Annotated in this window: 17 protein-coding genes; 5 read left to right on the top strand and 12 right to left on the bottom strand. The window is 62.9% G+C overall.

Going from position 1 to position 17,896, the window contains the following annotated elements; all coding sequences use genetic code 11:
• Window positions 1–44: 44 nt before the first annotated feature.
• The 3 genes from BN118_RS13135 (at window position 45) to BN118_RS21250 (ending at window position 3,314) form a co-directional block, all read left to right on the top strand.
• Complete coding sequence (locus BN118_RS13135; protein ID WP_010930945.1) at window positions 45–1,385, top strand: replication-associated recombination protein A; 1,341 nt, start codon at window positions 45–47, stop codon at window positions 1,383–1,385.
• Between the two features lie 46 nt (window positions 1,386–1,431).
• Window positions 1,432–2,787 (top strand): serine--tRNA ligase, encoded by a 1,356-nt coding sequence (gene serS / locus BN118_RS13130; RefSeq protein WP_010930944.1) that lies wholly within the window; start codon window positions 1,432–1,434, stop codon window positions 2,785–2,787.
• A 278-nt stretch (window positions 2,788–3,065) separates the two neighbouring features.
• Complete coding sequence (locus BN118_RS21250; RefSeq protein ID WP_003814025.1) at window positions 3,066–3,314, top strand: hypothetical protein; 249 nt, start codon at window positions 3,066–3,068, stop codon at window positions 3,312–3,314.
• Between the two features lie 187 nt (window positions 3,315–3,501).
• On the opposite strand, the gene BN118_RS13120 is transcribed toward BN118_RS21250, so the two are convergent.
• Window positions 3,502–3,819, bottom strand: a complete 318-nt coding sequence (locus BN118_RS13120; protein ID WP_003814024.1) for a virulence factor — start codon at window positions 3,817–3,819, stop codon at window positions 3,502–3,504.
• A 272-nt stretch (window positions 3,820–4,091) separates the two neighbouring features.
• Window positions 4,092–4,607 (bottom strand): hypothetical protein, encoded by a 516-nt coding sequence (locus tag BN118_RS13115; protein ID WP_003814023.1) that lies wholly within the window; start codon window positions 4,605–4,607, stop codon window positions 4,092–4,094.
• Window positions 4,608–4,700: 93 nt separating this feature from the next.
• On the opposite strand from BN118_RS13115, the gene BN118_RS20500 reads away from it, so the two are divergent.
• Window positions 4,701–4,862 carry a hypothetical protein gene (locus BN118_RS20500; protein ID WP_003814022.1) on the top strand — a complete coding sequence of 54 codons (162 nt, stop codon included), beginning with the start codon at window positions 4,701–4,703 and terminating at the stop codon, window positions 4,860–4,862.
• 15 nt (window positions 4,863–4,877) lie between these two features.
• Here BN118_RS20500 and BN118_RS13105 read toward each other — a convergent pair whose 3' ends face one another.
• The gene (locus BN118_RS13105; protein WP_003814021.1) at window positions 4,878–5,633 is read right to left on the bottom strand and encodes a GGDEF domain-containing protein; all 756 of its coding nucleotides are present in this window, start codon (window positions 5,631–5,633) and stop codon (window positions 4,878–4,880) included.
• A gap of 338 nt (window positions 5,634–5,971) precedes the next feature.
• Here BN118_RS13105 and BN118_RS13100 point away from each other — a divergent pair, with 338 nt between their 5' ends.
• A complete protein-coding gene (locus BN118_RS13100) occupies window positions 5,972–6,178 on the top strand; it encodes a hypothetical protein (RefSeq protein WP_033446552.1) in 207 nt (68 codons plus the stop codon).
• A gap of 7 nt (window positions 6,179–6,185) precedes the next feature.
• Here the strand turns inward: BN118_RS13100 and BN118_RS13095 are convergent, their stop codons facing one another.
• From BN118_RS13095 to alcA, 9 genes are all read right to left on the bottom strand, one after another.
• Window positions 6,186–6,845, bottom strand: coding sequence for a MarC family protein (locus BN118_RS13095; protein ID WP_014905927.1), 660 nt, complete (start codon window positions 6,843–6,845; stop codon window positions 6,186–6,188).
• Between the two features lie 294 nt (window positions 6,846–7,139).
• Entirely contained in the window at window positions 7,140–9,344 is a 2,205-nt protein-coding gene (gene fauA / locus BN118_RS13090; RefSeq protein WP_014905926.1) for a TonB-dependent alcaligin siderophore receptor FauA, read from the bottom strand.
• A gap of 110 nt (window positions 9,345–9,454) precedes the next feature.
• Window positions 9,455–10,678, bottom strand: a complete 1,224-nt coding sequence (gene bcr, locus BN118_RS13085) for an alcaligin export MFS transporter Bcr (protein WP_014905925.1) — start codon at window positions 10,676–10,678, stop codon at window positions 9,455–9,457.
• 122 nt (window positions 10,679–10,800) lie between these two features.
• Complete coding sequence (gene alcR / locus BN118_RS13080) at window positions 10,801–11,775, bottom strand: alcaligin siderophore biosynthesis transcriptional regulator AlcR (RefSeq protein WP_041166195.1); 975 nt, start codon at window positions 11,773–11,775, stop codon at window positions 10,801–10,803.
• A 67-nt stretch (window positions 11,776–11,842) separates the two neighbouring features.
• Complete coding sequence (gene alcE, locus BN118_RS13075) at window positions 11,843–13,036, bottom strand: alcaligin biosynthesis hydroxylase AlcE (RefSeq protein WP_005013753.1); 1,194 nt, start codon at window positions 13,034–13,036, stop codon at window positions 11,843–11,845.
• Between the two features lie 14 nt (window positions 13,037–13,050).
• On the bottom strand, window positions 13,051–13,851 hold the full coding sequence (alcD, locus tag BN118_RS13070) for an alcaligin biosynthesis protein AlcD (RefSeq protein WP_014905923.1): 801 nt from the start codon (window positions 13,849–13,851) through the stop codon (window positions 13,051–13,053).
• Window positions 13,848–15,704, bottom strand: a complete 1,857-nt coding sequence (gene alcC / locus BN118_RS13065) for an alcaligin biosynthesis protein AlcC (RefSeq protein WP_010930939.1) — start codon at window positions 15,702–15,704, stop codon at window positions 13,848–13,850. Before alcC ends, alcD begins: the two co-directional genes overlap by 4 nt.
• A complete protein-coding gene (gene alcB / locus BN118_RS13060; RefSeq protein WP_003814014.1) occupies window positions 15,701–16,306 on the bottom strand; it encodes an alcaligin biosynthesis acetyltransferase AlcB in 606 nt (201 codons plus the stop codon). The genes alcC and alcB overlap by 4 nt, the downstream gene beginning before the upstream one ends.
• 18 nt (window positions 16,307–16,324) lie before the next feature.
• Window positions 16,325–17,710, bottom strand: a complete 1,386-nt coding sequence (gene alcA, locus BN118_RS13055; protein ID WP_003814013.1) for an alcaligin biosynthesis hydroxylase AlcA — start codon at window positions 17,708–17,710, stop codon at window positions 16,325–16,327.
• Between the last annotated feature and the right edge of the window lie 186 nt (window positions 17,711–17,896).

Here is a 17,896-nt window from a genome sequence, read left to right as displayed (position 1 = left end):
GTGTAATGCGCGTTGGATCCGCCCGTGTTTTTTTCCTGCTGTCCATGAGCAACGACCTGTTCGCCTCCGATCCGGCCCATCGGCCCTATGTGCCGCTGGCCGAACGCCTGCGGCCCCGTACGCTGTCCGATGTGGTCGGGCAGTCGCATCTGCTGGGGCCGGACAAACCGCTGCGCGTCGCGTTCGACTCCGGGCGGCCGCATTCGATGATCTTCTGGGGCCCGCCCGGCGTGGGCAAGACCACCCTCGCGCGCCTGATGGCAGACGGCTTCGATGCGCAGTTCATCGCCATTTCGGCCGTGCTGGGCGGCGTCAAGGACATTCGCGACGCAGTGGTGACCGCCCAGGTCGCGCAAGGGCAGGGGCGCCGCACGATCCTGTTCGTCGACGAGGTGCATCGCTTCAACAAATCGCAGCAGGACGCCTTCCTGCCGTATGTGGAAAGCGGCCTGTTCACCTTCATCGGCGCCACCACCGAGAACCCTTCCTTCGAGGTCAACTCGGCGCTGCTGTCGCGGGCGCGCGTCTACGTGCTGCAGTCGCTGTCGGCCGAGGAGTTGATGCAGCTGGTCGACCGCGCCGTCGCCGCGCTCAACGAGGGCCTGGAGGACGGGCAGCAGATCCGCTTCGAGGCCGAGGCGCGCGAGCAATTGGCGGCCTGGGCCGACGGCGATGCGCGCCGCCTGATCAGCGCGGTCGAGGTGGTGGCCGAGTCCGCCCAGGCCGCCGGGCGCGACAGCGTCGACGCGGCCTGGCTGGAAACCTCGCTGTCGCAGAACCTGCGCCGTTTCGACAAGGGGGGCGACGCCTTCTACGACCAGATCAGCGCGCTGCACAAGTCGGTGCGTGGCTCCGACCCGGACGCAGCGCTGTACTGGCTGGCCCGCATGCTCGACGGCGGCGCCGATCCCAAGTACCTGGCGCGCCGCCTGGTGCGCATGGCGATCGAGGATATCGGCCTGGCCGATCCGCGCGCCACCGAGCTGGCCGTCAACGGCGCCGACATCTACGAACGCCTGGGTTCGCCCGAAGGCGAGCTGGCGCTGGCGCAGGCGGTGGTCTACATGGCCTGTGCGGCCAAGTCCAATGCGGTCTACAACGCGTACAACGCCGCGCGCAAGTTCGCGGCCGAGCATGGCAGCGCGCCGGTGCCCTTGCATCTGCGCAATGCGCCCACCAAGCTGATGAAGCAGCTCGGCCATGGCAAGGCATATCGCTATGCCCACGACCAGCCGCATGCCTATGCCGCGGACGAGCAATATTTCCCCGACGGCCTCAATCCCACCTTCTACCGGCCGACCGACCGGGGGCTGGAGGCTAAAATCCAGCAGAAGCTGGCATTCCTGGATGAGCTTGACGCCCAGGAACGCGCCAGGAAACGGTAGCGGCGCGACCGCCGCCGCCGTGAATGCCAACCCTTACTGACACACCATGCTAGATCCGATACTGCTGCGCAAAGACCTGCAAACCGTCGTCGACCGCCTCAAGAGCCGTGGCGTCGATTTCGACATCGCCCGGTTCAACGAGCTGGAGTCCCGCCGCAAGGCCGTCCAGACCGAAACCGAGTCGCAGCAGGCGCGCCGCAATGCCTTGGCCAAGCAGATCGGCCAGCTCAAGGGCAAAGGCGCACCCGAAGCGGAAGTGCAGGCCGTGATGGCCGAGTCGCAGGCCTTGCCGGCCCGGCTCAAGGCGCTCGAGGACGAACTGGCGCAGACGCAGGCGCAACTCAACGACCTGCTGATGTCCGTGCCCAACCTGCCGCACGCTAGCGTGCCGCAGGGCGCGTCCAGCGACGAGAACGTCGAGGTGCGGCGTTGGCTGCCGGGCGCGGCCGACGAGCGCGGCATCCCTGCGGCGCTGGGTTTCGAGGTGCGGGATCACGTGGCGGTGGGCGAGCCGCTGGGCCTGGATTTCGATCTGGCCGCACGGCTGTCGGGCGCGCGCTTTTCTTTCATGCGCGGCCAGATGGCGCGCCTGCACCGCGCGCTGGCGCAGTTCATGCTGGACTTGCAGACGGGCACGCATGGCTACACCGAGTGCTACACGCCCTACATCGTCAACAGCTCGACCTTGTTCGGCACCGGCCAACTGCCCAAGTTCAAGGACGACATGTTCTTCGTCACCAAGGGCGGCGGCGACGACGAGCCCAAGGTCGACGAGCAGGGCAACCCGCTGGCGCGCGAAGACCAATACCTGATCTCGACCTCGGAAATCACCCTGACCAGCGTGGTGCGCGAGACCATCGTGGCCGGCGCCGACCTGCCGCTGCGCCTGACCGCGCATACGCCGTGCTTCCGCTCCGAAGCCGGCAGCGGCGGGCGCGATACGCGCGGCATGATCCGCCAGCACCAGTTCGACAAGGTCGAGATGGTGCAGATCGCCCATCCCGAGCATTCGTACGAGGCGCTCGAGGAAATGGTCGGCCATGCCGAGCGCGTACTGCAGCTGCTGGAGCTGCCGTACCGCGTCATGCTGCTGTGCACCGGCGACATGGGTTTCGGCTCGGCCAAGACCTACGACCTGGAGGTCTGGCTGCCGGCGCAGGATACCTGGCGCGAGATCTCCTCGGTTTCCAACTGCGAAACATTCCAGGCGCGCCGCATGCAGGCCCGCTTCCGTAACGCGCAGAACAAGCCCGAATACGTGCATACGCTCAATGGGTCCGGGCTGGCCGTGGGCCGCGCCCTGGTGGCCGTGCTGGAAAACTGCCAGCAAGCCGACGGCAGCGTGCGGGTGCCGGCCGTGCTGCAGCCCTACATGGGCGGCCTGACCGTTCTCGAACCTTGAGACGGCCGCGCCGCACGTGAACCAGAAACGGAACCCGCGGGTTCCGTTTTTCATTTCGGCGGGCCGCCATGCGCGTATTGCAACGGCGCGCAACTGGTACAAACGCGGCCGGGGGTTTTCCCGGGTTAGCCACAAATTTGTCGCTTTTGGCAGGTAATCTCCGTAGAACAGCCTAAGTTGATGTGAATAAATGTGTACCGGCAATAAACAGGGCCATATCTACGGCAAAATATCGCCTGGCAACACGTCCCCTTCATTTCAATAAAGGAAGCTGTTTTATGACTTCGCGAATGATTGGCGATTTTCGCGTCAGGTGTACCGTCGTTCAGGAAGAGGGCAATCAGTACAGCGTGCAGATCTGCACGCGCCGCGTTGGCGGCAATGCGCCCGAGAAATGCTGGACGGTGCCGGGCCAGGTTTCTTACCAGGACCGCGAGGACGCCGAGCGAACGAGCCAGCAGATCTTTGAAAGAATCAATGGAGTACGTTTCAATGGTGAACCGGAATTCGCACACGCGTCCGCATAACGGCTGGTGGAAGGCCTCCAGCGCGCCGCGCCGCTGGCTTGACGCCATGCGCAGCGACAAGCCCGCCGAGGGGCAAACGGCCGCGCCAGCCGCCAAGGTCCCGGCCGAACAGGCCTGAACCCAGCCGTGCCGCAAAAAAAGGCCGCCCATCCGGGCGGCTTTTTCATTGATTTGCGGCGATCGCCGGTCAATCGCGCCAGTGGCCGCGGCCATGGCCGCGGTGGCCGCGATGGCCGCGGTCATAGTGCCGATGGCCCTTGTAGTAGCGGGGGCCGCCATAGTAGACGGGCGCCGGATACACCACCTGCGGGCGCACATAGACCGGCGCCGGGTAGTGCACCACGGGCGGCGGGGCATACACCGGGGCGGGCGCCACATACACGGGCGCCGGGTACACCACGCCCGGAATGCCGATCGACACCCCGATATCCACACGGGCCAGGGCGGCGCTGGAGAGCATGAGTCCGGCAGCGCCGATGCCGGCAGCAACGAACCACTTTTTCATTTTTCACCTGCCTTGCTGCGCGTGCAGCCAAGTTGACTAATCGACGGGCCTATTCTCGGCTGTTTTGCGCGTAAATTTGTGAAAACAGCCCCCGCAATGGCGACAATCCGCAACCGCCCGCAGTCCGGGACGCCGGCGTTTGCTGCGTTGCGGCAAATTTGTCCCGCTGGGGCGGGCGCGGCTTTGAAATGGGTTGAAACGCGGGGGGAGCCAAGGCGGGCCCCAGGTGGGGTTACATTTCCACACCTTGCGTGGCCCGTCCGCCACGAGGATCAATGCCCGTTCTGGTTCAGCAGACGGAATTCCAGCACCCATACCCAGGGGTTGGCCGCCCAGGCGCGCGCGCCGTAGCGTTCGCACCAGGCCAGCGCAAACGCGGCCTGGGGCGGGGTTTCCGGCAGGAATTCATCCAGCCGGGATGCGGCGGCGAAGCCTTCGGCCGCCGCGTCGGCCTCGTTGATGGCCTGCAGGCGCTGGATGCGCACCCCCATCAGGATGGCCCGCCCGAACGGCTGGCCCGATTCGTGGGCCAGGTCGATCAGGTCGCCTGGCTTGCCGTAGGGACATACCAGCCATTTCGATACGGTCTGTGCGGGGGTCGCGTCATCCGGGCGAGCCGTGGCGGCGATCCAGCGTTCGGCGTGCGCGGGGTCGCAGTACCAAAGCGTGGCGGCCGGCGGGGGCTGCGGCTTGACGATCCGGCGCGTCTGCCGCTGCTTGCCGGCCTTGATGGCTTGTATCGACGCGCTCGCGAACACGAGCGGTGACGTACGCGGGCCGGGTGTCATGTGTGGCAGTATGCGCGCAATCGCCCCCTGGGGGACACTGGCGTTTCGTCCAGGACGACCCACGACCTCAAGCCCGGGTACTACTGGTACACCATGGAAAACGATCCGTTGGCCATCATTCATATCCATGAAGATGGCGGCGCGACGTTGATGGGTACCGACTACCGCGTGGAGCCCGAAGGCGTCGCCAGCATGATCCGCCAGGGCGAACGTTTTTTCTGGATCGAACCGCCGGTCATCAGCCAGGAAGGCTGACCGGCCCGCGGGCCGTTATGCGCCAGCCGTGCGGCTGGCGATCAGGTGCAGGCGATTCTTGCCGGCCTGCTTGGCCCGGTAGAGCGCCCGGTCCGCATCGCTGTAGGCCTGCTCCCAGGTCAACGAGACGCCGGGAGCGATCCACGCCAGACCGAAGGTGGCCGTGACATGGCGCGGCCCGTGCGGCGTGTCCAGCGGCGCAATGGCGCGTATCGCGTCGAGCACGCGCTGGGCCTGCGCCAGCGCCGCCGACGCGCTGGGCGCCGACAGCACCGCGGCGAACTCGTCGCCGCCCACCCGGCACAGGTCGTCGCTGGTGCGGCGCATGCAGCGGCGCGCCGCCAGCGCCACGCGGCGCAGCAGGTAGTCGCCCGCGAAGTGGCCGTGGCGGTCGTTGATGGTCTTGAAATTGTCGATATCGAACAGGCACAGCGCCAGCCCGCCGCCGCGCACGCGTTCGCGCAGCGCATCGCGCAGCATGGTGGCGAAGTAGCGCCGGTTGTACGCCCCGGTCAGGTCGTCGGTCAGCGCCAGGCGGCGCAGCCGCGCATTTTCCAGCTCGAGCGTGTCGACCTGCGCCTGCAGTTCCTGCAGCGTCGCGGCGCCGGATACCGGCGGCTGCGGATAGCGGCGCCGGGGCAGGGCCGCTTCGGCGCGCAGGTAATTGGCGCTGGCACGGCAGCTGGCACGCGAGGACTTGCGCTGATCGTTCATGATGAGTGGCGGACGCCCGGTCATGGATGTGGCGTCGGCGTTGTCCAGCCTCGCCATCGCAATCCCTCCGGTTCTGATAAGTCGCATGTTGTTTTTCGGAGCAGGGGTTTCCGTTACCGGTGGGATGTCGATCCCACCACCAAGCGTAGGCTACGGCGTTTTGCTTGAAACCTCTACGGTTCGGCTGTCAACAATTGTCAATACGCGATTTCCCGCTTTTCAGGCTGCTTCAACGTAGCGTCCATCGCCTTCGCCGGCCTTGCGCGCATGCGCTGGTTCTCTCGAAGTGTTCGCCCGGCAGGGCGAGCTGAGTTATCGCCGCCTGGCGGCAGGAAGCGGCCCATCGCAAGAGTGTGATATATGTCACGTCTTATTTTGCACACAGGGGCGGGTAGGTGGGCGCGACGCGTGAAGGTCGATCGGTCTGGTACGGTGACAGGCGCTATGAGTTCCTGTCGATAGAGCAGGCGATGGGATTCGTCAGGTTTCTGGACCAGGGCAAGGACCTGGATCATGCCTGCCGCATCTGGAGACCCAAGCGCATTTACGCCGGCGTCGGCGCCTGTGGCGAGCGCCCCGCGGCCGACGGGCAGGCTGCCTGACGCCGCTTCAGCCGTGGCCGATGATCGGACGCAGGAATTGCTCCAGCCCGGTCAGCATGATCTGCACGCCCACGCACAGCAGCAGGAACGCCGATACCCGGGTGACGATGCGGGTGCCGTCCGCGCCCAGGTAGCGCGCCAGCGTGCCGGCTCGGCTATAGGCGAGATATACCGTGGCGGCTACCGCCATGGTGATCAGGACCGACGCCAGGCTGGCCAGCAGGAAGTCGCGCAATTCGTTGGTGCGGTTGGCGCTCAGGGCGATGGTCGCCGCGACCGTGCCCGGGCCGGTGGTCAGGGGCATGGTGAGCGGGAAGAACACCATCTCGCGCGCCATGCTGGGCGTGATCTGCTGCAGCGCCTGGGCCTGCGGGTGCGGCTCCGGGGCGTTGAGCATGGCCCAGCCGGACACGGCCACCGACAGGCCGCCCGCCACGCGCAGCGCCTCCAGCGAAATGCCGAACAAGTGCAGGATGTAGGCGCCGATGAAAAACGTCACCAGCAGCAGGAACATCGCGTTGAACGCCACGCTGTAGGCCAGCCGGGCGCGTTCCTCGGGCGTGAGCGTGGCGGTCTTGTTCAGGAAGACGAAGGCCAGGCCCAGCGGGTTGATGATGCTGATGAGCGTCGTGTAGCCAAACAGGATCTCCGACACGAAATTACCCATGTTCTTCCTCGCGGCCATCGGGGCGCAGCCAGTGTCCGCGCTTTTGCGCCGCCACGCAAGCCGGCGCCGGCCACGCAGCATTGCCAGGGGGGGCTGCCTTCACGGTGGCGGACGCGCCCATCGCCTGGGACCATGGCGTGACGGCCAATCCGTCGGTGGCGTTCTGAGGCCAAACCCGAAAGAAAAACCCCGCAGACGCTCGGTTCTACAGGGGTTTCCTGGGTATTTCGGCAGCCCTGATCTGGTCACCGATCCACTATCGCGGGTCGGGCCCTCCAGGCTGGCCGGACCACTTCAATACTGCGCCCGCAAGTTGAGCATTACATTGCGTGGCGCACCCCACCAACCCTGGCTGTAGAAGCCGATCTGATCGTAGTACTTTTTGTCGAACAGATTGTTCACGTTCAGTGTTGCCGACAGTTTTTTGTTAAAGTCGAAGCGCGCCATGAGGCTCACGAGTGCGTAGCTGTCCTGTTCGACTTCGACATTGCCGCGCGGACTGGCTGCGGCCTGGTACATGCGACTTTGCCAGTCAACGCCGCCGCCCACGGTAAGCCGGTGCAGGGCGCCCGGCAGGCGGTACGTGGTGTAGAGCTTGAACAGGCTGCGCGGATGATTGGTGTTGATGGGGTTGCCGCTGGCGTCCTTGGTGGTGAAGTGTGTATAGCTGGCGCCGATGTTCCAGTCGGGCAGGATCTGGCCGCTGGCCTCCAGGTCTATCCCCTCGACCTTGGCGCCGGAGGCGGCACGTGAGGCCTGCATGTTCGGAAAGCCCGGAATGGATGAGCCCGGGATGACCTGGGCCAGGTTATCCTGCCGCGTCTGAAAGAGCGCGGCGGAGGTATTGAGCCGTCCCTCCAGATAGGCTGCCTTCAGACCCAGCTCATAGCTCTTGCCTTTGATGGGAGGAAGAATGCCGCCGCTGGTGTCGCGCGCGTTCTGCGGCTGGAAGATCTCCGTATAGCTGGCGTACGCCGTGTAGGTGTCGTTGATGTCGTAGGTCAGACCGGCATAGGGGGTGAACTGATTCTTGATCCTGTATTCGCGGCGCGAGCCAAAATACATCTGTTTGGTTTTCCAGTCGCTCCAACGGTCGCCCACGATGAGGTGCAGGGGTTCGGCTAGTGCAAACCGGCCGACCAGATAGGCGCCGGTCTGCTTGGTGCGCACGTCGTCGGCGGGCGACAGCGTGTCGGCCCAGCTGGGCTCTTGGATGTGGGCGCGGCGCCAGTCGAAGAAGCTGCCGATGGCTGGGGCCGGTCCGACCATTGCGTATCGCTGGATGTCGCTATGGTTGTCGATGCTCATCCAGCCCAGGGCAACTTCGTGGCGCAGGCCGAAGGCCTCGAAAGGAGCGGACAAGGAAAAATGGATGTCATCCCGATCGAGGTTGCCGTCGTAGTTGGAAAATGCAGGGGGGGCAGCGATGATGCCAGTATGGCGATCGGGGTAGCCGCCCCGGTACACATGTTTCATGAGATAGCGGCCATCAGTGTGGCTATAGGCCGCGCGCAGCTTCCAGTCATTGGTGAAGCGGTGCGTGAGGTCCACGAAATAGGTGGTGGCTTCGGTATCCTGCCGGGCCCAGGGAGCGTTGTTGGCCACCGAGCGGTTGAAATCGGTGCGCGAACCGTCGCTATAGAACAGCGGAAAGCCGCTGCCAAACCCATTGCTGTGGTTGTGCTGGTACTCCACGCTGGTCGTCAGCACCGTATCCGGCGTCAGATCGGCGCTGACCACGCCATAGAATGTGCGCCGGCGCGTATCTAAAAAGTGCACATAGCTGTCGCCCTGACTGTAGGCGGCCACCAAGCGTGACCGTATTCTGCCGTCTTCCGTGATGGGCACGGAGATGTCGGCATCGCCGCGCACATAGTCCCAGCTGCCGACACTCGCATTGAACGTAGCCGCGAACTCACGCAAGGGACGCTTGCGCACGAAGTTCACGGCGGCTGAAGGATTGCCCGAGCCTGTCATCAGGCCTGTGGCGCCACGTACGATTTCCACGTGATCGTAGATGGCGGCGTCCATATCGGTCGAACCATAGTTCCATTGGCTCAGGATGGGCGATACCAGGCCGTCAAACTGGAAGTTGTCGATGGTGAAGCCGCGGGCCGAGAATGAATAGCGGTTGCTGTCGCTGCGCGTGACGGAAATCCCTGGCGCGGTCGCCAGGATGGCGCCGGTGTCGGTGAGGCCCTGATCCTCGATCTGCTGTCGGGTGACCACACTGACGGATTGTGGTGTTTCGCGTGGCGAGAGTGTCAGGCCCGTGGCCGTGCTCATGGCCTCGGTTGTGTAGGCGTTTGTACCCTCGGTGAGGTCGGAAATCTCACGACCCGTGACGCTTATGGCGGGCAACTGAGCGATATCGTTCCCCGTTCGCGCTTCCTGGGCCAGGGCGTGCTGGGTAAAGAGTGCGCCGAGCAGGTGCAGAACGTGGGCAAAGAAACGCAAACGGCGCGAATGCGCCGGGGAGAAGTGAGCGGGATCTGGCATGGGGACAGATGCAAGACGGCAAGAAATTAAAGGGAATAGGAATTATCTTTTTTGTAATCGGACGGTTGTATCGGCGATGACGGAGTGCGTATGGAAAACGCCGAAGATGTTCAGTGTGCCTGGACCTTGGCCGATATTCTCGATAAATGCTGCAACCACGCCCAGGCCAGCGCGCTTGCCGTCACGCAGGCCAGCATGGCCAGGGCCAGGACCGAGGGCTGCCCATAGGTCAGCGGTACGCCCCAGCCGCTGGCTATCGAAAAGGCCAGCATCTGCATGAAACCCAGCACCGAGGCCCCTGTGCCGGAGAGCGCGGGCACAGACTCCAGGATGTGCAACGTCATGGCAGGCACCGACATGGCCAATCCGCAGGTGAATAAAGCGGGGGGCAGCACCGCCCAGGGCAGTGCCGGCGACAAGGCGGTCCAAAAATAGATGGCGTAGGCGAGGCAACTACCGTTCATGAGCAGATAGGCCAGTCCGATGATCCGTGTATCGCGCCAACGTCCGGCATGCCGCGCCGCGATCGCGGCCCCGGTCATCGCGCCGGCCACCAGAGGGACGAATAGATAGGCAAAGTTGGTTTCGGGCAGATCGAGCACATTGGCGATGAAATCCGGCGCCGCACCGATCAGCAGGCCCTGTGCGGCGAAGACCAGGCTGAACGCCAGGCCGGGCGCGGTGAAATTTCCATTGCGCAACACCTCACGATAGCCCGCGGCCAGACCCCGCAAGGAGAGCGTTTGGCGCTTGGCGGGCGCGAGCGTTTCTGGTAGGCGCCAGGCGCATAGGGTCAGGGCAGTGGCGGCCAGAAGCCCCAACATGAAGAAGATCGAACGCCAACCATGATGGACGGCCAATTGACCTCCGATGACGGGCGCGAGCGCGGGCGATAGATTGAACACCAGGATCAGATAAGACATGCTGCGTTGTGCCGCTGCGCCCTGATAGCAATCGCGGATGATGGCCTGTCCTACCACGACCCCGGCGCCGGCGGACAGTCCCTGCAGGGCCCGGGCCGCCAGCAGCCAGCCAAAACCGGGTGCGGCCGTGGCAAGCAGGGCGCCCCAAACATAGAAGCCCAGGGCGCCCAGCACAACGCGACGCCTGCCCAGAGAGTCAGACAGTGTTCCGTGCAGCAAGAGCATCGCCGCATAGCAGAACATGTATACGCCGAGCGTGAGTTGCACGGTTTCCTGGGGTACGCCGAACTCGCGTTGCAGCGCGCCGAAGGCTGGCAGGTAGGCGTCGATGCTGGCGGGTGCGACGCAGGACAGCAGCCCCAGCATTACCATCATGAGCGAATATGAGGGGGCCGACGCGGCGCGGCTCATGGCGGCTCCATGGACAAGGCCGCCCGGAGCGGGCAGCGGCCTTCCATGATGATCCAGCTGGTAACAGGAATGGGATGGTCAATGCCGCAATGTCAATGCCTGCCGCCGCAAGGCACCAGCCGCTAACCGAGTTGACTGGGCGCGACGCCGTAGCGTTCGCGAAACGCCGTGGCGAAATTGGTCGCGTGGCGGTAGCCGACGAAGTGCGCCGCCTGCTGTACGCTCCAACCCCGAGCCAATTGTTCGCGGGCAACCTCCAGGCGGCGTTCGCGCAGCCAGCTGAATACCGAACGGTGATACACGGCATGGAACTTTGCACGCAGCGTGCTTGGACTCATGCAGGCCAGTCGCGCCAGGTCATCCAGAGTATGGTCTTCGCCGGGCGCCTCGTGCAGGCGCTCGCGCACCCTCTCCAGAAGCTGGCGATCCCGCTGGGTCAGGCCGCGGTGGGTCACAGGGGCGTGTTGCAGCGCAGCCAAGGCGTGGGCCAGCAGTTGCGTGCCCACGCCTTCACGCACCATATTGCGTAGAGGTAGATCCCAGTCGCATTCCAGCAGATGCTCAATGGATAGCAGCAAATGGTGCGGCACCGGCCAGCGGCGCAGCCTGGGCGCCGAGGACTGCATGAGTTTCCATATGATTTCGCTGGTGTACTCATCGTCGGCCGCTTCAGGGGCCGTCACGGAGAGATTGACGCTGCGCAGACGCTGGCCGGCCGGATGAACGCCCGTCATGGCGACGGTATCGCCATATAGCGCATTGAGGCCGCTCTGAGCGGCCAGGCGCACGTCGTCCTGCTTGTCCAGCCGAGCCCGGGCCTGGCCCTGGAGCATAACGATGGCTGAAAAGCGCGGCGTCATGACGGACGTCGATTCGTAATGATGATACACATGCACGTCGGAGACGATCAGGGTGATGCCGGGGCGGATCTCACATTCCTCCACACGGCCCTCGGCGATGCAAAGGTTCTCAATGCCGGCGCCCCCGCCTTCCTGGCCGGGCAAGCGGTAATTGAAGCCGACCGACCCGCCCATGCGGTTGAAGTCCGAGACCGTGAATCGGGTGCGGGGCGGTGGGGGGAGCGTCGGTTGTGTCATTGGCGTTGCCGGAGGAGGCCTGGTCCGCATGAGCTGTTAATGATAATGCAATTCATTCGCTTTTATTTCATGAGCGAAATGGCATGGGCCGTTGGGTCGATGCGACATGCGGCGCGGCGCTGTCACCAAGCTGCTCTCCCATGTTGCTCAGGTACCACTCATGGAAATGCAACATGCCGTCTTCCATGGGTGATTGATAGGGGCCGCTGTCGGAAACGCCGCGGCGCAGCAGCGCCAGGCGTCCGGCGTCCATGCGCTCACCGATTTCATCGTCTTCGACCGCCGTCTCCATGTAGGCAGCGCGTTGGGCCTGTACGAAATCACGCTCGAACAGCGCAATTTCCTCCGGATAGTAGAACTCCGCGATGTTCAAAGTCTCTTGCGGCCCCTTGGGATAGAGCGTCGAGAGCACCAGCACATGCGGGTAGAGCTCAATCATGTGGGTGGGGAAGTAGGTTACCCAGATGGCTCCGAAATCCGGGGTCCTCCCGCCCCGGTAGCGCATGAGATTGTCATGCCAGCCGCGATAGACCTCGGTACCGGGTTGTTCCAGTGAGTCGTGCACGCCCACCTTCTGGAGACTGTATTGCGCGCCGAACTCCCAGGACAGGTCGGCGCAGGTGACAAAGCGTCCAAGGCCCGGATGGAAAGGGCCCACGTGATAGTCCTCCAGATAGACTTCGATGAAAGTCTTCCAGTTGTAATTGCATCGATGTACTTCGACGTGGTCCAGCACATAGTCGGAGAAATCGAATTCGGGTCGGCGGAAAAGCACGTCGAGGTCTTTCAATGGATCGCGTGGGCCTTCGAACAGTAGCCCATGGCAGTTATGCAGGGGGAAGCGCGACAGATTCAGGCAGGGCGTACTGGGAAAGTGGGGGGCGCCTAGAATCCGGCCCTGGCCGTCGTAAGTCCAGCGGTGCAACGGGCAGACGATGTTGCCTCCCGTGACTGACAGATTGCCCTTCATGGCCTCGCCGCCTGCAATCGGGCCTAGCATGACGGCCTGGCGATGGCGGCAGACATTCGACAGCAGTGCCACTTCATTTCCATTGCGCACGAGGATGCGACTGCCGTCGTCCTGCGGCAAGCGACGCCAGTCGCCCGGCTCGGGCACGCTCTTCTCATGCCCGACATATAACGCAGATTGTCGGAACAGGATTTCCTGTTCTCGCACGAAGAGGGCTTCATCAAAATAGGCCCGTGCGTGCAGAGGGCTGAGCGCTTGCTGCAACTGCGCCAGGCTGGCGATATCCGTCATGTCCGGCTCCTTACTCAGGCTGCCGCCTCGTCCGCCTCGATGCGCGCGATACGCTCGGCGGGGGGCAATTTGGGGCAAGTACTGCAATAGTCGCCGTCGTGGCGGCGGAAATGGTGGCAGCAGACCTGGCGGTCAAGCGCCAGGACGGGCCGGCCGGCGCGCGCATAAACCAGATAGCCGCTGTGGCCGGCGATTCCCAGGCGATCCAGCCAGTCGGCCGCCTGCTCATGCGCCCAGGCCACGGCGGCCTTGTCCTCATTGGCACGGGCGGCTAGCAGAGCGGATAGCACGCAGTCCGCCTGCATGCACGCCGCGGCGCGCGGGCTCAGGCGCAACAGTTGGGAGAGCTCCCGAAAATAGGTCGCGCAGATTCGGCGTAGCTGAGCGGCAACTGCCTGCTTGCGCTGTTCCAGACAACCGCGTAACGGCTCGTGGCGTTCGAGAATGTAGCCCGCGATGAAACCATCGCGCACCGGCTGGCCGAGGCGATCCAGATCCGGAGCAATGTCGCTGCAATGCACCGCGATTACACCCAGGTAAATCGGCTGCCAGATCAGCAGGCCCCAGCAACGTAGCGCCAGATAATGCGAGCCAGCTTCGGGATGGCGCAGGCGCCACCAGTCTTGCAGCGTCCGCAGCGTAGCCCGATTGTCGGCGCCCGGCCGGATATCGCCGGAGACCGGACCGATGCGTCCATCGAGCCCGGGCACCAGGGAACCAGCCAGGGCGAGCAGAGCATCCAGGTCCGAGCAGGCGGTCCGATTGATGTCTTGGGCCACGTCGGCGCCGGTCTGGGCGGCAATGTCCCAGCTCATGCGGCCGTCAGCGTCTGCAGGGCTTCGCCGCTACCCAGCCACGACGGACGGAAGCAGGCGATAGGGTTGGGCAGATTGGGGGCCATTTGGAAACTGCCAATGGGATCGGCCAGGTTGACCATCTGCAGATTGTTGGCCAATTGCAGGCGGTTCAGGCACGAATGGATCATGTCGGGCGCAAACAAGTCGTAGCGCCGATACTTGTCGAGCCGTTGCGGATGCGCTTGCTGATAAGCGGCGATGCGCCCAGCCACTAGCCGCCAGAAATCATGTTCCGGCATCAGTTCCGTCTCAACCAGGATCTGGGTCAGATGGCGGAAATAGCCCTCGAAGACATCCACGAAAATCGTCAGCAGCTTATAGGCCTCCGGCACATCGGCGGCCAGGCGCTGAGCCGCCTGCGGAAGCCTGACCTGCGGATTGAGGATGGAAGACTCTTCCGCGATGTCCTTCATGAAGGCGCGCACAGGTACGCCATCCTGGATGACGAGAATCACGTTTTCACCGTGCGGCATGAAAACCAGGTCATGAGCATAGAAACAATGGATCAGTGGAGTCAGATAAGCGTCCACATAGCGCTCCAGCCAAGTCCCTGCATCCAGTCCTGAAGCCTGTATCAATTCGGGAAGCAAAGCCCGGCCTTGTGGGTCCACATGCAGCAGCGCAGCCATGGTCATGAGATTTTGTCCGGGAGCGATCAGCGTCAGGGGGTTCTCGCGCCAAAGCGCCGAGAACATCTTCTTGTACGGTGTGTCCGTATCGATGGCGGCTTCGTAGTAGTAGTTGCGAAAGCCCATCGAGGCGACTTCGCGCAGAATTCTGAAACCATTGGCGCGCAGCCACGGATCGGCCGATATCAGGTCATGGATGTATTCGTTGATGGCTGGCGTACCTGCCATGTAGTAGGGTGACAGGCCGCGCATGAATCCCATGTTGAGAATGGACAGCGAGGTCTTCACATAGCGCTTGCCGGGTCGGCTGATGTTGAAAAAGGTGCGGATGGACTGCTGAGCGAGGTATTGCTCCTCGCCGTACCCCAGGCAGACGATTTTGCGCTGGGCGACGTAGGGGGCAAAAGCCAGGGACAGCTTGTTGAACCATTGCCATGGGTGGGCGGGCATGAAGTAGTAGTCCGCGGGATGCAGGCCCTGCTCGCGCAGTCGGGCGGCGAAATCGGTTACAGCGGACTCACCCAACTCCTCGCTCATCAGGCTGTCGTAGTCCATGTCGGACAAGCAGGAAAAATGCGCGTTGTCCTTGTGAACCGCCAACCACATCAAGCGCACCGGCGTGGCAGCTTCGGGCGCGTAGCCATGGTAATCCTCGGCATCAAAGCCAAGGCGGCCATTGTTGGCCACGAAGCTGGGGTGGCCCTCGATCATCGATGTTTCTATGGTCTGGTAGTCGGCTCGTGCCAATGCCGCGGCGCCAAGCGTCGTCCGGCCATGTTTATAGGCGCTGCCGTGTAGAGTGCTGGTGATTTCGTCCATATAGATGGGCAGACGGTCCACCGGCAAGCCGAGTTTGTCCCGGATCTCTATCACGAACTGCAGGGCATCCAGCGGCGCCGGAACCCCGGCCACGGTCTTTACGATGGATTCAGGCGGAATACGCCAATGGCGCATGGCCATGACCTGAGCGTCAAAGTCATATTGCGCGCCGTCAGCCAGTGTCAGGCGAAAGCGTTCAAATCCCGGCGTTTCGCCCGAACCGAGTCGCTGAGGTTCGAGCAGCCACTCATGTGCATATTCGGATATCGCCTTGCGCACCAGCAGGCGATTGACCTTGTTCCAGATTTCCGGCTGCAGATGAGCAACGATCTCGGCGGGATGAGGAGGGGTGGTGCGGCTCATTGCGTCAACTCCTGGCGTTGGGCTTGCTCGAATTGGGCGCGCGTGCAGAAGGCAAGACTTGCCGTCTTTTCCCGAAAGCGCGCCAGCCCGGCATAGACGAAGCCCATGGATAGATTCAATGCATGGATCTTGGTGTTGTTCACGTCGGGTTCCACGACGACACGGGCCGCATGGAGGCGGTCGAACATGAAGCGCATGACGAGCGCGAACACCGCACGGCTGAAACCGGGAATGTGCTCGGTCGGGGGGGCGATGAGAAGATGCATGCCCAGGTCGCCTGGGCGCACGCAGTAGTGCTCGCCGACTTGGTCGCGAGCCGGGTCATAGCATTCCACCAGAAAGGCCGCACGGCCATGGTGCAGGCCCAGCCAGGCTCCGGCGTGTCCACTGGAGCACAACGCAGTGTAGAAGTCGCGCACCTGGTGCACGCTAGAGTCTTGCATGGACCAGAAGCGGGCATAGTCCATGGAAAACCATTGCTGCAGCTGGGCTGCGTCCGCCTCGGGGTCGAGCGAACGTAACGCCAATCCCTTGCCTTCGTCATAGTGGGAGCGGGCTTTTTGGTCGATCACGTCCAGGAACGTTGCCATCATCGTCATCATCGCGCTTCCTTGGCAGCCTCAGAGTGTGGCGCGGTGGATGTCCATCAAGGGTCGGGCTGCAACCGTGGGCCTCCGTTCGGCTCGCCGGGCCGGACGGTGCTTGAGCACGCCGTCTGCTGGTGGAGAGAACTCCTGCAAGGCGGTTCGTGTCTCGATGCGGTAATGTTCCGTGCCGGTCAGTTCACGCAGGATCTGTGAGTTGCGATAGCAGCAGAAGCCCAGATCCGGATTCGTCACTCCATGGCTGAGCAAACCGGTGTTCTGCACGAAGATCTCGCTGCCCTCGTGGTCAATGGCGTAATTACGTCCGATGCGGTAGCTACCGTCGGCATTCCAGGCAATTCGGTCGTGAATGGGATTGATGCAGGCCGGGATCTCATGAGAATAGCCTGTGGCCAGGACCAGTCCGTCGGTGGCGTGGCTAAAAGGGCGGTCGCAATCGAGATGCTGAAAGTCCAGCTGAAAGCGTTCCTGCAGCGGGTCGTAGCGGCAGGCGCGTAGTTCGGAGTTGGTCAGAAGCGTATAGCGGTTGTCGCCATCATGGACCTTCTCGTCGAGAAGATCGTAGATCTGGTTGATCAGCGAGGCATTGATGCCTTTGTACAGGCTGTTCTGTTGAGTCAGGATCTCCTGGCGGCGTGCCTCGGGCAGATCATGGAAATATTCGGTGTAATCCGGCGATATCAGCTCCAGCGTGAGTTTTGTGTTCTCCATCTGGAAAAAGCGCGGAGAGCGAGTGATCCAGGCCAGACTGTAATCATGTCGCCCGCTCTCACGGAGCAGATCATGGAACACTTCGGCCGCGCTTTGTCCGCTGCCCACTATGGTGATTGACGCGCGGCCCTGGAGTTCGTATTTATGGCGCAGATAGTCCGCGCTATGGATGAAGGGCGCGGCACGTCGATCGCAGCACGCTGGCAGATAGGGCTGGGAACCAAGACCCAGGACCAGCTTGCGGCAGCGGAACATGAACCGCTGGCCGGACATGGTGTGTTGGCCGGTGACGAGATAGCTGTGGCTTTCGGGATCGTGCAGTACGCCCTGTACATCGCAGCCGAAACGCAGGTTCGGCAAGCGTGCAGCTACCCATTGGCAATAGCGGGTGTACTCGGCGCGGCTCAGGTAATGGTTCTCGCGCATGTAGTAGGAATAAATGCGGTTGGTGAGTTTGCAATAGTTCAGATAGCTATATTCGCTGCGTGGGTCGGCCAAACTGACCAGATCGGCGAGAAAAGGGTTTTGCAGAGTGGACGTCTCGATCAGCATGCCTGGATGCCAATCAAAGCCGGATTTCTTGTCCAGGAAGAGCGTGCGCACGCCTCGCAAGGGCGCAGACAGGCTCGCCAGGCTGAGATTGAAAGGTCCGATACCGATAGCCACGAAGTCATAGATTTCACGATTCATGTTGGATTCGCCTTTGCTGTGTCTGTCCCATATGCCGCCTTGCCGAAGCACTGAAAGAGGCTGTGCGAAGAAAGCCTGTCCTTCAGCCGGTTTGAGAATGCGGTTGATGCTGTGTGGGCTTATTCATTGTCTTATTAATGAGAATAATTATGACTTCTATTCTCATGTCTGTTGTGCGAAAAACTC

This window comes from Bordetella pertussis 18323 (assembly GCF_000306945.1).
GTDB classification, from domain to species: domain Bacteria; phylum Pseudomonadota; class Gammaproteobacteria; order Burkholderiales; family Burkholderiaceae_B; genus Bordetella; species Bordetella pertussis.
Note: the sequence above shows the minus strand (reverse complement) of the source record. Positions and strands in the feature narration are given on the sequence as shown.

What these genes read in the sequence shown, in the direction of transcription:
- BN118_RS13120 (WP_003814024.1), bottom strand. Translation starts at nt 3,819, where the DNA reads ATGAAAAAGTGGTTCGTTGCTGCCGGCATCGGCGCTGCCGGACTCATG.
- bcr (WP_014905925.1), bottom strand. Translation starts at nt 10,678, where the DNA reads ATGAGCCGCGCCGCGTCGGCCCCCTCATATTCGCTCATGATGGTAATG.
- alcC (WP_010930939.1), bottom strand. Translation starts at nt 15,704, where the DNA reads ATGAGCCGCACCACCCCTCCTCATCCCGCCGAGATCGTTGCTCATCTG.
- BN118_RS21250 (WP_003814025.1), top strand. Translation starts at nt 3,066, where the DNA reads ATGACTTCGCGAATGATTGGCGATTTTCGCGTCAGGTGTACCGTCGTT.
- BN118_RS13095 (WP_014905927.1), bottom strand. Translation starts at nt 6,845, where the DNA reads ATGGGTAATTTCGTGTCGGAGATCCTGTTTGGCTACACGACGCTCATC.
- alcA (WP_003814013.1), bottom strand. Translation starts at nt 17,710, where the DNA reads ATGAATCGTGAAATCTATGACTTCGTGGCTATCGGTATCGGACCTTTC.
- BN118_RS13135 (WP_010930945.1), top strand. Translation starts at nt 45, where the DNA reads ATGAGCAACGACCTGTTCGCCTCCGATCCGGCCCATCGGCCCTATGTG.
- alcR (WP_041166195.1), bottom strand. Translation starts at nt 11,775, where the DNA reads ATGACACAACCGACGCTCCCCCCACCGCCCCGCACCCGATTCACGGTC.
- serS (WP_010930944.1), top strand. Translation starts at nt 1,432, where the DNA reads ATGCTAGATCCGATACTGCTGCGCAAAGACCTGCAAACCGTCGTCGAC.
- BN118_RS13115 (WP_003814023.1), bottom strand. Translation starts at nt 4,607, where the DNA reads ATGACACCCGGCCCGCGTACGTCACCGCTCGTGTTCGCGAGCGCGTCG.
- BN118_RS20500 (WP_003814022.1), top strand. Translation starts at nt 4,701, where the DNA reads ATGGAAAACGATCCGTTGGCCATCATTCATATCCATGAAGATGGCGGC.
- alcD (WP_014905923.1), bottom strand. Translation starts at nt 13,851, where the DNA reads ATGAGCTGGGACATTGCCGCCCAGACCGGCGCCGACGTGGCCCAAGAC.
- fauA (WP_014905926.1), bottom strand. Translation starts at nt 9,344, where the DNA reads ATGCCAGATCCCGCTCACTTCTCCCCGGCGCATTCGCGCCGTTTGCGT.
- BN118_RS13105 (WP_003814021.1), bottom strand. Translation starts at nt 5,633, where the DNA reads ATGGCGAGGCTGGACAACGCCGACGCCACATCCATGACCGGGCGTCCG.
- alcE (WP_005013753.1), bottom strand. Translation starts at nt 13,036, where the DNA reads ATGACGGATATCGCCAGCCTGGCGCAGTTGCAGCAAGCGCTCAGCCCT.
- alcB (WP_003814014.1), bottom strand. Translation starts at nt 16,306, where the DNA reads ATGATGACGATGATGGCAACGTTCCTGGACGTGATCGACCAAAAAGCC.